The organism is Mycobacteroides immunogenum (genome assembly GCF_001605725.1).
Lineage (GTDB): Bacteria > Actinomycetota > Actinomycetes > Mycobacteriales > Mycobacteriaceae > Mycobacterium > Mycobacterium immunogenum.
The window spans coordinates 4,360,014-4,374,018 of sequence record NZ_CP011530.1 but is presented as its reverse complement, the minus strand read 5'-3'; the positions used below and the strand labels follow the sequence as shown (position 1 = coordinate 4,374,018).

The window sequence follows — 14,005 nt, the reverse complement described above, 5'->3', positions numbered from 1 at the left end:
ATGCTGATTCCCCGTAAGGTCAAGCACCGCAAGCAGCATCACCCGAAGAAGAAGGGCACCGCCTCGGGCGGTACCACCGTCGCCTTCGGTGACTACGGCATCCAGGCGCTGGGCCACGCATACATCACGAACCGGCAGATCGAGTCCGCTCGTATCGCCATCAACCGGCACATCAAGCGTGGCGGCAAGGTGTGGATCAACATCTTCCCGGACCGCCCGCTGACCAAGAAGCCCGCCGAAACCCGCATGGGTTCCGGTAAGGGTTCGCCGGAGTGGTGGGTTGCGAACGTCAAGCCCGGTCGTGTGCTGTTCGAGTTGAGCTACCCGAACGAAGAGACCGCGCGCCAGGCGTTGACGCGCGCGATCCACAAGCTGCCGATCAAGGCGCGCATCATCACACGAGAGGAGCAGTTCTGATGGCAGTGGGAATTTCCGCTGGCGAACTGCGGGAAAGCACCGAGGAAGAGCTGGTTACCAAGCTGCGTGAGTCCAAGGAAGAGCTGTTCAACCTGCGCTTCCAGATGGCCACCGGTCAGCTCGCCAACAACCGTCGGCTGCGTGCGGTGCGCCAGGAGATCGCGCGCATCTACACGGTGATGCGTGAGCGCGAGCTCGGATTGGCCGCAGGACCCGATAGCGAGGACAGCAAGTGAGCGACACCAAGAAGGCCGCAGGGCCCAAGCACACCCCGGCCACCGAGCAGCCGCGCGGGCGTCGTAAGACCGCCATCGGCTATGTCGTTTCGGACAAGATGCAGAAGACCATCGTGGTCGAGCTCGAGTCCCGTAACCGGCACTCGCTGTACGGCAAGATCATCCGCACCACGTCGAAGGTCAAGGCCCACGACGAGAACGGTGACGCCGGTGTCGGCGACCGCGTCTCGCTGATGGAGACCCGCCCGACGTCGGCCACCAAGCGGTGGCGCCTGGTCGAGGTTCTCGAGAAGGCCAAGTAGTCAGCTACGTGTAAAGCGCGCCGTTCCCGTGAGGGGCGGCGCGCTTTTGCGTCGGGGGAGTGAGGTCCTGTGTCGAGCGCGTACCGCACGCAGGCGATCCCGATAATCGGTCCGCGTGCGGTATGCGCTCGATGACTAGCGTCGCAGGAAGTCCACCACCGTCTGCTCGAAGGCCGCCTTGGCCTCGATCATCACCCAGTGACCGCTGTTCGGGAAGATGTGCAACTCGGCGTTGGGGATGAGCCGCATCGGCACGATCGCCATATCGGGCGGGCTGACCCTGTCATCGCGGCCCCAGGTGAGCAGCGTCGGGCACTTGATCTTGTGCATCATCGCCCAGTACGGCGGGATGTCGGCGTTGGCCAGGAACTGCTGTTGCATCGCAAAGGCCTTGGAGCCGTACATCAGCTGCGCGGTCTTGTGCGCGTCCGGATTGATCGCTGCTTCCCAGCGTTCCTCGATGAGTTCGTCGGTGACGACGGCGGGATCCCACACCATGGAGTTGAGCCAGCGCACCAGCTTGTCGCGGTCGGGGTTGTCGGTGAACTCCTGCAGTAGGCGTAGACCCTCGCTGGGGCTAGGGCTGAAGATGTTCGGTCCGACGCCGCCGATGGTGACGAGCTTGGTGATGCGATCCGGGTGCTTGATCGCCAAATTGACGCCGACAACACCGCCCATCGAGTTCCCCACGATGGCGGCGGAGGAGATGCCGAGACCGTCCATGAACCTGATCACCGAGGCACCGGCCGTCAGGACGGGGTGTCCCTGCACGGCGTCGCTGACGCCGAAGCCGGGGAACTCCAAGACGTAGGTGTGGAAGTGCTCGGCGAAAACCGCGAGGTTCCCGCGGTAGTTGCGCCATCCCGTGACGCCGGGACCGGAGCCGTGCAGCAGGATCAGCGGCTCGCCCTCGCCGGCCTCGTGATAGCGCAGCACACCCTCGTCGGTGGCCAGTTCTTTCTTGGTGCCCTCGTATGTCACGTCCACCAGACAAGAGTAGAACGTGTTTCAGTTTCGGGCGACGGCGGTGTCCGCTGAGTGGGTAGGGCACAGGCCGGTTCCGGGCCTGCCGATGAGGTGCGAGTAAGGACCCGGTAAGAGTCGTTTTGGGATCGGTCCAAGACTGTGAATGTGAAGGCCGACCTGTCTACGCTGGACCAATGAACCGATACGTCAGGCGTGGATCGGTCGGGGTTTCCATCTTCTCGGTATCGGCGGCGGCCGCCGCGATACTGGCCACCCACAACGACAACTGGCCCACCGCCAACGCCGCGGGCTGCCCGGACGTCGATGTGTCCTTCGCCCGCGGCACCAATGACTCGCCGGGGCTGGGCGATGTGGGCCAGGCGTTCACCGATGAGCTCACCGGCCGCCTCGCGGGCAAGGCCGTGGACGTTTACGCGGTGAACTATCCAGCCAGCTTCGACTGGGTGCGCGCCGGTGACGGTGCCAACGACATGAGCTACCACGTTCAGGAAGTGGCCCGGAACTGCCCGAACACGCAATTCGTGCTGGGCGGATTCTCGCAGGGCGCGGCCGTGGTGGACGTGCTGTTCGGCAAGAACGGAACCGGGCTCACCTTCAACAACCCGCTGCCGGCAGATCTCGAAAAGCGCGTCGCCGCAATCGTATTGATCGGGAACCCGAAGAACTGGCAGGTCGCCGGGATGAACCTGGACCTGACGATCAGAGACGACCAGCGCAGCAAGATCATCGACATCTGCAATCCAGGCGACGGCATCTGCGATCCGAACGGCGGCGGGCTGGGCCCGCATATGCAGTACAAATCCGACGGATCGGCCGACAAGGCGGCCGACTTCGTCGTCAACCGGCTGGCAGCCGTCGCCGCCAGCAGCAGTGCCGCCGCCGCCTCCAGCAGTACATCCACCAGCGCGTCCGGTGCCCCGGCGTCCACGTCCAAGAGCGCCAATCCGTTGAGCGCCACCACGACGCCCGCCACAACGCCGGCACCCACCTCGTCCGGCGCGTCACCGGCGCCCGCGGCGACCTCGTCGTCCACGCCCAAACCGGTGGCCGCCCCGACCTCCCGAAGGGTGCCCGCGTGGATGTTGCCGGCGACCGACGCTCCGGAGGCCGATGTGCCCGCGGCGGTGACCAGCACCCTCCCCGCGCCCGACCCGGCACGGCACGGTCCGCCGCCAGGTCCGGGTCAGTAAGCCTGCATGACTGTTTCTGCTGCTGAAACCCCAACCCCCTCGGATCGGGCGCAGACCCGTCGCGCAATCTGGAACACCATCAGAGGGTCGTCCGGCAACCTCGTCGAATGGTACGACGTCTACGTCTACACCGTCTTCGCGATGTATTTCGAGAAGCAATTCTTCGACGAATCCGATCAGAACTCGACGGTCTACGTGTACGCGATCTTCGCGGTCACCTTCATCACGCGGCCGCTGGGATCGTGGTTCTTCGGTCGCTTCGCCGACCGAAATGGCCGTCGTGCCGCGCTGACCCTCAGCGTCACCCTGATGGCGGCCTGCTCGATGGTCATCGCCCTGGTGCCCTCACGCACCAGCATCGGCATGGCCGCACCGATCGTGTTGATCCTGTGCCGTCTCGTTCAGGGCTTCGCGACGGGCGGCGAATACGGCACCTCGGCCACCTACATGTCCGAGGCGGCCACCCGGGAGCGGCGAGGATTCTTCTCGTCGTTTCAATACGTGACTCTGGTGGGTGGGCACGTGCTCGCCCAATTCACGCTGCTGATCATCCTGACGGTGCTCGACCCCGAGCAGGTTCACGAATTCGGTTGGCGCATAGCCTTCGCCGTCGGCGGTGTGGCAGCGATCGTCGTGTACTGGTTGCGGCGCACCATGGACGAATCCCTCAGCGAGGAGCAGTTGGCCGCCATCAAGGCAGGCGATGACACCAGCTCGGGATCCATGCGCGTGCTGCTCACCCGGTATTGGAAACCGCTACTGCTGTGCTTCCTCATCACCATGGGCGGCACCCTGGCGTTCTACACCTACAGCGTCAACGCGCCGGCCATCGTCAAGACCGCCTACAAGGACCAGGCGATGACGGCCACCTGGATCAACCTGGCAGGGCTCATCCTGCTGATGCTGCTGCAGCCTATTGGCGGCATCATCAGCGACAAGGTGGGCCGCAAGCCGCTGCTGCTCTGGTTCGGTTTCGGCGGCGTCTTCTATACCTATGTGCTCATCACGTACCTGCCGCAGACGCATTCACCGATCGCGTCATTTCTGCTGGTTGCCGTCTCCTACGTGATCTTGACGGGCTACACCTCGATCAACGCGCTGGTGAAGTCCGAGCTGTTTCCGTCGCACGTGCGCGCGTTGGGCGTGGGTGTGGGCTATGCGCTGGCCAACTCGGTGTTCGGCGGTACCGCGCCGCTGATCTATCAGGCGCTCAAGGAGCACGGTCAGGTTCCGCTGTTCATCGGGTATGTGACGGTGTGTATCGCGATCTCGCTGGTGGTCTACCTGTTCTTCCTCAAGAACAAGTCGGACACGTACCTGGACCGCGAGCAAGGCGCGGCCTTCAACCGATAGCCCGGCACCGAAACTACGGTTTCTGATGCATCGTGCGAGTGGGTGACGCACAACGCGGCGTGTCGGCGGGGAGGGTGGCGACGATTTGGGTTTCACCTGCGTGTTCGCCTACACTGGGCCGGTTGTCTGCGGTGGCTAGCCACCGGAGGCAATATGACCGCGTGTGTCGGGTCGGAATCCGCCACACATCCACTTCCAGGTCACGTAGGAGAGACCAGTGATTCAGCAGGAGTCACGGCTGAAGGTCGCCGACAACACCGGTGCCAAGGAGATCTTGTGCATCCGCGTGCTCGGTGGCTCGTCGCGACGCTACGCCGGGATCGGGGACATCATTGTGGCGACCGTCAAGGACGCCGTCCCCGGAGGCACCGTCAAGCGTGGAGACGTAGTTAAAGCCGTCGTAGTCCGTACCGTCAAAGAGCGTCGCCGCCCGGATGGCAGCTACATCAAGTTCGATGAGAACGCCGCCGTCATCATCAAGGCCGACAACGACCCGCGTGGCACCCGTATCTTCGGGCCCGTCGGTCGCGAGCTGCGCGACAAGAAGTTCATGAAGATCGTTTCGCTCGCCCCGGAGGTGCTGTAAATGAAGGTGCACAAGGGCGACACCGTTCTCGTCATCGCCGGTAAGGACAAGGGCGCCAAGGGCAAGGTCATCGCGGCCTACCCCGAGCGCAACCGGGTCCTCGTCGAGGGCGTCAACCGGATCAAGAAGCACACCCCCCAGTCGGCAAATGAGCGCGGCGCATCCTCCGGCGGCATTGTCACGCAGGAGGCCGCCATCCACGTCTCGAACGTGATGGTGATCGACTCCGACGGCAAGCCGACCCGCATTGGCTACCGCATCGACGAAGAGACCGGCAAGAAGGTCCGTATCTCCCGCCGCAACGGGAAGGACATCTGATGACCACCACCGAGAACACCGTGAATACGCCTCCGCGTCTGAAGACGCGCTACCGCGAAGAGATCAAGACCGCGCTGAACGACGAGTTCAACTACGCCAACGTGATGCAGATCCCGGGCGTGGTGAAGGTCATCGTCAACATGGGTGTCGGCGACGCAGCACGTGACGCCAAGCTCATCAACGGCGCCGTCGCCGACCTGGCCCTGATCACCGGCCAGAAGCCGGAGATCCGCAAGGCCCGTAAGTCCATCGCGCAGTTCAAGCTGCGTGAGGGCATGCCGATCGGCGCGCGCGTCACGCTGCGCGGCGACCGCATGTGGGAATTCCTGGACCGCCTCGTGTCCATCGCGCTGCCGCGTATCAGGGACTTCCGCGGCCTGTCGCCCAAGCAGTTCGACGGCAAGGGCAACTACACCTTCGGTCTCACCGAGCAGTCGATGTTCCACGAGATCGACGTGGACTCCATCGACCGCCCGCGGGGCATGGACATCACCGTCGTCACCTCGGCGACCACCGACGACGAGGGGCGGGCGCTGCTGCGGCAACTCGGTTTCCCCTTCAAAGAACTTGAGCAGGGAGCGAAGAAGTAGATGGCGAAGACTGCGCTGGTCAATAAGGCCAACAAGAAGCCTAAGTTCGCGGTGCGCGCGTACACCCGGTGCAACCGGTGTGGACGTCCGCATGCGGTGTTCCGCAAGTTCGGCCTGTGCCGAATCTGCCTGCGGGAGATGGCACACGCGGGCGAGCTGCCAGGCATCCGCAAGAGCAGCTGGTAAGCGACTGAACAATAGGCCGGGACAGGCAGCTGTCCCGGCCTATTGTCGTCTCTGCGCTCGATTGCGTCTGCGGGGTCCCGGGGCCATTACGCTTGCGCCCGTGCCCGAGAAGTGGAACGTGATGCGGCTGCTGTTGGCGGCGGTGGTTGTTCTGACGGCGGTTGTTTCGTGCAGCCCCACCCAGGCGGCGGATCCGGCGATCGTCAATACCCGTGCGGGTGCGCTGCGCGGGCATGTCGATGACGAGGTCCGTGTGTTCACCGGAATTCCGTACGCGGCACCGCCGGTGGGCGCGCGGCGATTCACCGAGCCCGGTCCGGTCGCACCGTGGTCGGGTACCCGCGATGCGACGGGCCCGGGTGTCGAATGCCCGCAACCGGGTCACGAAAGCGATCTGCCGCAGACCGAGGACTGTCTGCTGCTTACCGTGACCATGCCCCGGCACACCGAGGGGAAGGTGCCGGTGCTGGTGTGGATACATGGTGGTGCGTTCATCGCGGGAAACGGCGCCGGCTATGACGCGCGCAAACTGGCCGCCCAGGGCGGGATTGCGGTGGTGACCTTCAATTACCGGTTGGGCACGCTGGGATTTTTGGCCGCCCACGGTCTCTCTGACGTGATCGGCAACTACGGACTGCTAGATCAGGAAGCGGCACTGCGCTGGGTGCGAGACAACATTGCCGAATTCGGGGGCGATCCCGGTCAGGTGACCATTGCCGGCCAATCGGCGGGTGCGGTAGCGGTATGCGATCTGATGGTGTCGCCCAAGGCGACCGGTCTGTTTCGGTCCGCGATCATGGAGAGCGCCCCATGCCAGGCCCAGGCCGCCGTCTCCTCGGCGGTCCGCGATAGCACGGCCTATGCCGCGGGGGTTGGTTGTGCTGCCGGTCCCACCCTGGCGGATTGCTTGCGCGCGCTGTCGGTCGACGCGCTGCGTGACTCCCCGCAGTTCACCGGCATTGGCCTGCCGGTGAGCCCCGTCACGGGCACCCCGGAGCTGCCCGCGCCGCCTCTCGATGCCTTCACCAGTGGTTTCTCGCTGTCTCCCGTGCCCGTTCTCATCGGCAGTAATGCCAACGAGGCCACAGTGTTTGAGGCCCAGCAATACCAGGGTAAGCCGGTGCCGAGCCGCGTCGACGAGTATCAGAGTGCACTGGAAAGCAAGTACGGGGACCGGGCAACCGAGCTGGGACGGCGGTATCCGCTGCCGGCCTTTGGCGGCAATGTGCTCGCCGCCCTCGCGGCCATCGACACCGACAACAGCTACGCGTGTCCGACGTTCGCGATGGCCGAGGCGCTGGGCCGCAAGATGCCGGTGTATGCCTACGAATTCGCCGACCCCGCCGCCCCGGTGGAAGCGCAGTATCGCGATGCGCCGTTGCCGCTGGGCGCCTCGCACGGCTCGGAACTGGGGTATCTGTTCGACCTGTCCAAGCCCATGAATCGGGAATCCGCCGCCTTGTCCGCGCAGATGATCGCGTACTGGACTCAGTTTGTGAAGACGGGAAACCCCAACGTAGGAGGCCAGCCTGACTGGCCCAAGTACGTACCCGGGGGAGCGTTCCAGCGTCTGGCGCCACCGGCGCCCGCATCCGAGAAGGGTTTCGCGGACAATCATCAGTGCGGTTACTGGCGGTAGCTAGCCAAGATTAATCTGGGAACGCTCGTCATCTAGACTCGGCCGGTGATTGACCGCCGGAGGGATATCCAGGGCTTACGTGCGGTAGCCGTCCTTCTTGTTGTCGCCTATCACAGCGGTTTACCTGTTTCCGGTGGATTCGTGGGCGTCGATGTCTTCTTCGTCATCTCCGGATTTGTCATCACCCGGTTGCTCCTACGCGAGACCGAGCGGGCGGGGCGCATCGATTTGCGTCGCTTTTACGCGCGCCGGGTACGACGACTACTGCCCGCGCTTGCCCTGCTGATCGTGGCCGTGCTGCCGGTGGCCGCCGTCATTCAAAGCCCATTGGGCTCAATGCAGGTTGCGGCCCGGACGGCTGCCGCCGCAGCCTTGTTCGTTTCTAACGCCGTGCTTTTTCTGGAGCCCTCGGGATATTTCGCCGCGCCGGCGGCGATGAACCCGTTCCTGCACACCTGGTCGCTGGCCGTCGAAGAGCAGTTCTATCTCATTTTTCCGGGTGTGATGGTGCTGGCCGCGTGCGTCGCGGCGCGGTGGCGGGCCAGCCGCCCAGCGGTCACCTTCTGGCTGCTGCTGGTGCTGTCCCTGCTGTCGTTCCTGCTCGCGATGTACCTCACGGCGAGCGGCGGGTTCCCATTCCATGCGCACAACGCGGCCTTCTCGTTCTACAGCTCGCCCACGCGCGCATGGGAATTCGGCATGGGTGCGCTGATCGCGCTGGGCGAGCATCGGATACGGCGCTGGAGCCCGCGGGCGGTGGTCCCGACGGCGGCACTGGGGGCAGCCGGTATCGCCTGGGGCGCGCTCGCGATCTCGGCGGCCGACCCCTTCCCGGGCCTGCTCGCACTCATCCCCGTGCTGGGTTCGGGATTGTTGATCGTCGCCGGATCCATCTCGACACGACAGCCGGTCGGCTGGGCGCTCTCGACGCCGCCGATGCAATGGATCGGTGATCTGTCCTACAGCTGGTACCTCTGGCATTGGCCGGTGATTGTCTTCGTCAACATTCTGGCGAGCGTCCAGCATCGCTGGTGGATGGTGCCCCTTGCCGGTGCGCTGTCACTGCTGCCCGCCTGGCTGTCCAAGCGGTATGTCGAGGATCCGATTCGTACCGGACGCCGGCTCGGTGATCTGCGCGCACCGCGACTGGTGGCGGCATCAGTGGGATTGGCCGTGTTCGTTTCGGCGGCGGCTTTCGGTGCGGCCCAGATAGCCACACCGGAGATCCGCGATGCACGTGCGCAACGGGTCGCGCACTGGGATGTGGACAAAGGTTGCATTGGCAACATGCCCGACGACGAAAAGACCCGACTGAGTTGCCTATGGCCGCAGGGCGGAGAAGTCGGCTCGCGGTCGGTGGTTCTGGTCGGTGATTCGAACGCCGGACAGTTCGCCGAGGCGCTCATCCCCGCCGCGACGCAGCAAAACCGGACGGCGATTCTGGCGACGAATGCCGCCTGCCCCTTCGTCGCGCTGGTTCTCGATCCTTCCCCGCCTGGCTGCCTCGACTTCGTGCAGCGCTGGACACGTGCCCTTGCAGAGGAGATGCGTCCGGGTCTGGTGGTGATCGCGTCCGCGTCGAGCGATTACTTTCTGGCCGATCAACACGTCAGATTCCGCGAGCCCAGCAGCGGGGAGTGGGTCGTCGACGACGTGGGCAAGGCCGAATTGTGGGAACGGGGTCTGCGGACCGTGCTGCAGAGGCTCGCTGCCGCCGGGGTTCCGGTCCTTGTCGTGCACACTCTGCCGCATTTCGTGAACTGGGACCTGTACAAGTGCCCGGGGTATCAGGTGTGGATGTCGCCGTCGGGCCGCTGTGGCCGATCGGTGCCGCTGGCGGATATTCAGCGTCAACAACAACCTGTCGCGGCAGCCGAACAGCGGGCTGCCGACGGCCTACCCGGGGTGTCCACCACCGAGCTGGGTCCGTTGATGTGCCCGGAGCAGATGTGTCGCACCAATATCGGCTGGCGGTGGGTGGCGCGCGACGGTGGGCACATCACCGTGGGCGAATCTCAACGGCTGCAGCCGGAATTCGCGCGCCTCATCGCTGAGCACGCCCGCCCGTGAGGTCGGCGGGCGCCCGTGGGGGCAGCGCGCCGGGTCTCGCCGGGCCCACCGGGTGGCTATCATCCAGCAACCTTCAATGCTGTGCCAGAGGTGTCCGGTAGCGCCCTGCGCGGACCCGCAACGATGCGCGCCGCCGCGTGTAGATACTTTGCTATCTATTCAGCAACTTGAGCACCTCGCACGGCCAGGAAAGTTCCAGGGGTGTTGTCTGTGCTGGAGTTGGCTGCGCACTGTTATGCGATGCACAACAGTGCGCTGAGTTAGCGGCAGCCGTGCCGCTGGTATACCTTTGTGATGCCGCATTGCTGATAACCCGGCAGTGGCTCGACAAACTCGCTGATCTGGAGCGTTAGGTGACGGGGGGTGTCGAAGAATTCATGTCTGAGCAAATCTTGACGAATGGACACACCGATGCAGATCTCGCAGGGTCGACGAGAAATCAGCAAGGCGCGGTTGCGCGCAACCGGCGTAGCGGCGCTCGCGGCGCTGGCCCTGGTGGCACTTCCCGGTGTGGCCAGCGCTGACCCCGAGGTGCTGCAGTCCAACGACCAGCTCGGCCTGCGCTTCGAGAAGAGCAGCACGCCGCAGCCGGAAGGGGCCACCACCACCATCACGGTGCGCACCGCCGACGGCAAGGTTGTGCAGACGATCTCCGAGCCGTTCAAGGGCTGGCTGGGCGGCGCTGCCGTCGAGTTGCTCGATATCGATCAGGACGGGCGTGATGATCTGCTGGTCCAGGTCGACGCGCGCGTGAAGGATGGCAAATGGGCCATCTGGCACGCGGTGGGCACCAACCCCAAGCTGTCACGTGTCGGCGTGGTCGACGGCCATCCCGAGAGCGCCGGACCAGGCCTGATCAAGGCCGACACCGAGCAGGGCACCGTCTTCTACGTCATCAAGGGCAACGCGCTGGCTCCCGCGCCGGCTCCCGCTGCCTAGCTGCGGGTCTGATGCCGGGTCGTTAGCCAAATGTGCTGTGGTGCACTCTGTTAGGTATGCCAGAGGCCTTGCATCCCGTCTTCCAGCCGCGCTTCGAGACCGTCCTCGCACGTAACCCGGGGGAGGCCGAATTTCATCAGGCCGTCCTCGAGGTGATGGCCAGTCTGACCCCTTTGGTGGGTAAGACGCCGGACTATGACCGGTGGTCGATCCTGGAACGGATTTGTGAGCCCGAGCGGCAGATCATCTTCCGTGTCCCCTGGATCAGGGACGACGGTGCCGTCGAGATCAATCGCGGCTATCGGGTGGAATTCAATTCCGCGCTCGGACCGTACAAGGGGGGCCTGCGTTTTCATCCGAGCGTGAGCCTGTCGATCGTCAAATTCCTTGGCTTTGAGCAGATGTTCAAGAACGCGCTCACCGGACTCCCGATCGGCGGCGGCAAGGGCGGATCCGACTTTGATCCCAAGGGCCGCTCGGATGCCGAGATCATGCGCTTCTGTCAGTCCTTCATGACCGAGTTGTACCGGCACGTCGGCGAATACACCGACGTGCCGGCCGGTGATATCGGCGTGGGCCAGCGCGAGATCGGATACCTCTTCGGGCAGTACAAGCGCATCACCAATCGCTATGAATCCGGGGTGCTCACGGGCAAGGGGTTGCCCTGGGGCGGATCCCAGGTGCGCACCGAGGCCACCGGGTACGGCGTGGTGCTCTTCGCTCAGGAGATGCTCGCCACCCGCGCGCAGTCACTGGACGGCAAGACGGTGGTGGTGTCCGGCGCGGGCAACGTCGCGATCTACGCCGTCGAGAAGGCGCAGCAGCTGGGTGCGAAGGTGATCGCCTGTTCGGACAGCGACGGCTACATCGTTGACGAACGCGGCCTGAACCTTGAGCTCCTCAAGGAGATCAAGGAAGTCCGCCGTGGCCGGCTGTCGGAGTATGTCGAGGAGCATGGCGGGGGAGCGCGCCAGGTTACCGACGGCACCATCTGGAAGGTGCCGTGCCAGGTCGCGTTGCCGTGCGCCACTCAGAACGAGCTCGACGGCAAGGATGCCCGCACGCTCATCGAGAACGGTGTGCAGCTGGTCGCCGAGGGTGCCAACATGCCGTGTACGCCCGAGGCCGTGAAGTACCTCCAGGAGGCAGGGGTGTTGTACGCGCCGGGTAAGGCGTCCAATGCCGGGGGCGTGGCGACCAGCGCGCTGGAGATGCAACAGAACGCCAGCCGTGATTCATGGTCCTTTGAGCAGACCGAGACACGTCTGCGGGCGATCATGCGATCGATCCACACCACCTGCATCGAGACCGCCGACCACTACGGCGACCCGGGGAACTACGTGACCGGCGCCAATCTCGCCGGATACACCCGGGTTGCTGATGCGATGGTCGCCCTCGGCGTGATCTGAGAATTCCGAGTCCGGGTGTGCTCCGGCTGTGTTAGAGTCCGGGTGTGCTCCGGCTGTGTTATCAGTGACGTATGCGCGGGTGCGGCGCGTTGGTGCTGGCGGCGATCATGGCATTGACCGGTGCTGTTGCCGCGCGGGCCGACAGGCCCGAGCCGGTTCCGCTGTACGGCAGCTACGCCACCTATCTGGATCATTCGCGGCAGACATTTGAGGGCAGGCCGGATCCCTCGGACCCGTCGACGCAGCCGGCCAGCTTCACCACCACCTGCACCGCCCAGGGATGTGTCGCGCGGTGGCTGCGGGAGGTCGAGCTGGCCGACAACCCCCATGCCCCCGCGCTGTTCGACTACCGGTGGGACGGTGATCGGTGGGAATCGTCGGCGAACTATCCGTTCCACTGCGATGGGGGCGGCACGGTGATGGCGGCCAGGTCCGATTTCCTGATCCCGAACGGGGACGGCAGCTTCTCAGGAGAGCGGACGTTCACGGTGGGTGCACCGGGCTGCCCGGGTGATGGTCCGGGCACCTACTGGCTGCCGTTCACGCTGACGCCGACGGGTTGAGACGGTTCTTCGCCGATTTGGTCCGTACGTCCAGGTCACCTACACTTGACCGGTTGCTTGGGCTTGTCATGCCCACGGCCGGTCGGTATGTGCTTCCAGATTGATCTGATCGCACTGCTGATGCACGACCCCTGACCGAACCCGGTCAGATACGGAAGATCACTTCGCAGTAGGCCCACCGTGCGATGTGCCAGGCCCCATTTTTTTGGGAACCAGTGCAAGCATGCTGCATGGGAACCGCGGCGAGAAAGGTTGATGGACTCTGTCATGACCATGACTGATCCGATCGCAGACTTTCTGACACGTCTGCGCAATGCCAATTCGGCATACCACGATGAGGTGACCCTTCCGCACTCGAAGATCAAGGCCAACATCGCCGAGATCCTCAAGCGCGAGGGCTACATCACCGATTACCGCACCGAGGACGCCCGCGTGGGCAAGAACCTGGTTGTCTCGCTCAAGTACGGCCCCAGCCGTGAGCGCAGCATCGCCGGTCTGCGTCGCGTGTCGAAGCCCGGTCTGCGTGTGTACGCAAAATCCACCAATCTGCCCAAGGTTCTCGGTGGCCTCGGCGTGGCGATCATCTCCACGTCCACTGGCCTGCTCACCGACCGCCAGGCAGCCCGACAGGGCGTGGGCGGCGAAGTCCTCGCGTACGTCTGGTAGGGGAGGACTAAAACATGTCGCGTATTGGTAAGCAGCCGGTGCCGGTTCCCGCCGGAGTGGACGTCAACATCGACGGCCAGAACATCTCCGTGAAGGGCTCCAAGGGCACCCTTGAGCTGATAGTGAGCGAGCCGATCTCGGTGTCGCGCAACGACGATGGCGCCATCGTGGTGACCCGTCCGGACGACGAGCGGCGCAACCGCTCGCTGCACGGCTTGTCCCGCACCCTGATCGCCAACCTGGTGACCGGTGTGACCCAGGGTTACACCACCAAGATGGAGATCTTCGGCGTCGGTTACCGCGTGGTGGCCAAGGGCTCGAACCTGGAGTTCGCGCTTGGTTACAGCCACCCGGTGCTGATCGAAGCGCCCGAGGGCATCACGTTCGCGGTCGAGACCCCCACCAAGTTCTCGGTCAGCGGAATCGACAAGCAGAAGGTTGGCCAGATCTCGGCCAACATCCGCCGCCTGCGTCGCCCGGACCCCTACAAGGGCAAGGGCATTCGCTACGAGGGTGAGCAGATCCGCCGCAAGGTCGGAAAGACAGGTAAGTGA

General features: G+C 64.4%; 17 protein-coding genes. 16 read left to right on the top strand and 1 reads right to left on the bottom strand.

Annotated features, from left to right (window positions below; all coding sequences use genetic code 11):
- The 3 genes from rplP to rpsQ are packed head-to-tail and all read left to right on the top strand — an operon-like array spanning position 1 to position 955.
- Positions 1-417, top strand: a complete 417-nt coding sequence (gene rplP / locus ABG82_RS21650) for a 50S ribosomal protein L16 (RefSeq protein WP_005055656.1) — start codon at positions 1-3, stop codon at positions 415-417.
- Positions 417-653, top strand: a complete 237-nt coding sequence (gene rpmC, locus ABG82_RS21645) for a 50S ribosomal protein L29 (protein WP_043076453.1) — start codon at positions 417-419, stop codon at positions 651-653. Before rplP ends, rpmC begins: the two co-directional genes overlap by 1 nt.
- On the top strand, positions 650-955 hold the full coding sequence (gene rpsQ / locus ABG82_RS21640) for a 30S ribosomal protein S17 (protein WP_005077598.1): 306 nt from the start codon (positions 650-652) through the stop codon (positions 953-955). The genes rpmC and rpsQ overlap by 4 nt, the downstream gene beginning before the upstream one ends.
- A 135-nt stretch (positions 956-1,090) precedes the next feature.
- On the opposite strand, the gene ABG82_RS21635 is transcribed toward rpsQ, so the two are convergent.
- Positions 1,091-1,942: an alpha/beta fold hydrolase gene (locus ABG82_RS21635; protein ID WP_043076454.1), complete on the bottom strand. Its 852-nt coding sequence runs from the start codon at positions 1,940-1,942 to the stop codon at positions 1,091-1,093.
- Positions 1,943-2,115: 173 nt separating this feature from the next.
- Here ABG82_RS21635 and ABG82_RS21630 point away from each other — a divergent pair, with 173 nt between their 5' ends.
- The 13 genes from ABG82_RS21630 (at position 2,116) to rplF (ending at position 14,005) form a co-directional block, all read left to right on the top strand.
- On the top strand, positions 2,116-3,132 hold the full coding sequence (locus ABG82_RS21630; protein WP_043076455.1) for a cutinase family protein: 1,017 nt from the start codon (positions 2,116-2,118) through the stop codon (positions 3,130-3,132).
- Positions 3,133-3,138: 6 nt separating this feature from the next.
- A complete protein-coding gene (locus tag ABG82_RS21625) occupies positions 3,139-4,485 on the top strand; it encodes an MFS transporter (protein WP_043076456.1) in 1,347 nt (448 codons plus the stop codon).
- Positions 4,486-4,702: 217 nt separating this feature from the next.
- Entirely contained in the window at positions 4,703-5,071 is a 369-nt protein-coding gene (rplN, locus tag ABG82_RS21620; RefSeq protein ID WP_043076457.1) for a 50S ribosomal protein L14, read from the top strand.
- The gene (gene rplX, locus ABG82_RS21615; protein WP_043076458.1) at positions 5,072-5,389 is read left to right on the top strand and encodes a 50S ribosomal protein L24; all 318 of its coding nucleotides are present in this window, start codon (positions 5,072-5,074) and stop codon (positions 5,387-5,389) included. It abuts the gene before it with no gap.
- Complete coding sequence (gene rplE, locus ABG82_RS21610) at positions 5,389-5,979, top strand: 50S ribosomal protein L5 (RefSeq protein ID WP_043076459.1); 591 nt, start codon at positions 5,389-5,391, stop codon at positions 5,977-5,979. The genes rplX and rplE overlap by 1 nt, the downstream gene beginning before the upstream one ends.
- Positions 5,980-6,165, top strand: a complete 186-nt coding sequence (locus tag ABG82_RS21605; protein ID WP_043076460.1) for a type Z 30S ribosomal protein S14 — start codon at positions 5,980-5,982, stop codon at positions 6,163-6,165.
- Positions 6,166-6,283: 118 nt separating this feature from the next.
- Positions 6,284-7,804, top strand: a complete 1,521-nt coding sequence (locus ABG82_RS21600) for a carboxylesterase/lipase family protein (RefSeq protein ID WP_043076631.1) — start codon at positions 6,284-6,286, stop codon at positions 7,802-7,804.
- Positions 7,805-7,849: 45 nt separating this feature from the next.
- A complete protein-coding gene (locus tag ABG82_RS21595; protein ID WP_078343703.1) occupies positions 7,850-9,874 on the top strand; it encodes an acyltransferase family protein in 2,025 nt (674 codons plus the stop codon).
- A gap of 411 nt (positions 9,875-10,285) precedes the next feature.
- Positions 10,286-10,813, top strand: a complete 528-nt coding sequence (locus tag ABG82_RS21590) for a hypothetical protein (protein ID WP_043076633.1) — start codon at positions 10,286-10,288, stop codon at positions 10,811-10,813.
- A 56-nt stretch (positions 10,814-10,869) separates the two neighbouring features.
- Positions 10,870-12,222: an NADP-specific glutamate dehydrogenase gene (gdhA, locus tag ABG82_RS21585; RefSeq protein WP_043076461.1), complete on the top strand. Its 1,353-nt coding sequence runs from the start codon at positions 10,870-10,872 to the stop codon at positions 12,220-12,222.
- Positions 12,223-12,293: 71 nt separating this feature from the next.
- Positions 12,294-12,785, top strand: a complete 492-nt coding sequence (locus ABG82_RS21580; protein WP_043076462.1) for an MBOE_33420 family protein — start codon at positions 12,294-12,296, stop codon at positions 12,783-12,785.
- 267 nt (positions 12,786-13,052) lie between these two features.
- Positions 13,053-13,451 carry a 30S ribosomal protein S8 gene (rpsH, locus tag ABG82_RS21575; RefSeq protein ID WP_005055710.1) on the top strand — a complete coding sequence of 133 codons (399 nt, stop codon included), beginning with the start codon at positions 13,053-13,055 and terminating at the stop codon, positions 13,449-13,451.
- Between the two features lie 14 nt (positions 13,452-13,465).
- Entirely contained in the window at positions 13,466-14,005 is a 540-nt protein-coding gene (rplF, locus tag ABG82_RS21570; RefSeq protein WP_043076463.1) for a 50S ribosomal protein L6, read from the top strand.

Bases quoted from the DNA above. Each gene is read 5' to 3' on its own strand.
- ABG82_RS21605 (WP_043076460.1), top strand. From the start codon at position 5,980: ATGGCGAAGACTGCGCTGGTCAATAAGGCCAACAAGAAGCCTAAGTTC.
- rplX (WP_043076458.1), top strand. From the start codon at position 5,072: ATGAAGGTGCACAAGGGCGACACCGTTCTCGTCATCGCCGGTAAGGAC.
- gdhA (WP_043076461.1), top strand. From the start codon at position 10,870: ATGCCAGAGGCCTTGCATCCCGTCTTCCAGCCGCGCTTCGAGACCGTC.
- ABG82_RS21580 (WP_043076462.1), top strand. From the start codon at position 12,294: ATGCGCGGGTGCGGCGCGTTGGTGCTGGCGGCGATCATGGCATTGACC.
- ABG82_RS21630 (WP_043076455.1), top strand. From the start codon at position 2,116: ATGAACCGATACGTCAGGCGTGGATCGGTCGGGGTTTCCATCTTCTCG.
- ABG82_RS21590 (WP_043076633.1), top strand. From the start codon at position 10,286: ATGCAGATCTCGCAGGGTCGACGAGAAATCAGCAAGGCGCGGTTGCGC.
- rpsH (WP_005055710.1), top strand. From the start codon at position 13,053: ATGACCATGACTGATCCGATCGCAGACTTTCTGACACGTCTGCGCAAT.
- rpmC (WP_043076453.1), top strand. From the start codon at position 417: ATGGCAGTGGGAATTTCCGCTGGCGAACTGCGGGAAAGCACCGAGGAA.
- ABG82_RS21625 (WP_043076456.1), top strand. From the start codon at position 3,139: ATGACTGTTTCTGCTGCTGAAACCCCAACCCCCTCGGATCGGGCGCAG.
- rplE (WP_043076459.1), top strand. From the start codon at position 5,389: ATGACCACCACCGAGAACACCGTGAATACGCCTCCGCGTCTGAAGACG.
- rplF (WP_043076463.1), top strand. From the start codon at position 13,466: ATGTCGCGTATTGGTAAGCAGCCGGTGCCGGTTCCCGCCGGAGTGGAC.
- rplP (WP_005055656.1), top strand. From the start codon at position 1: ATGCTGATTCCCCGTAAGGTCAAGCACCGCAAGCAGCATCACCCGAAG.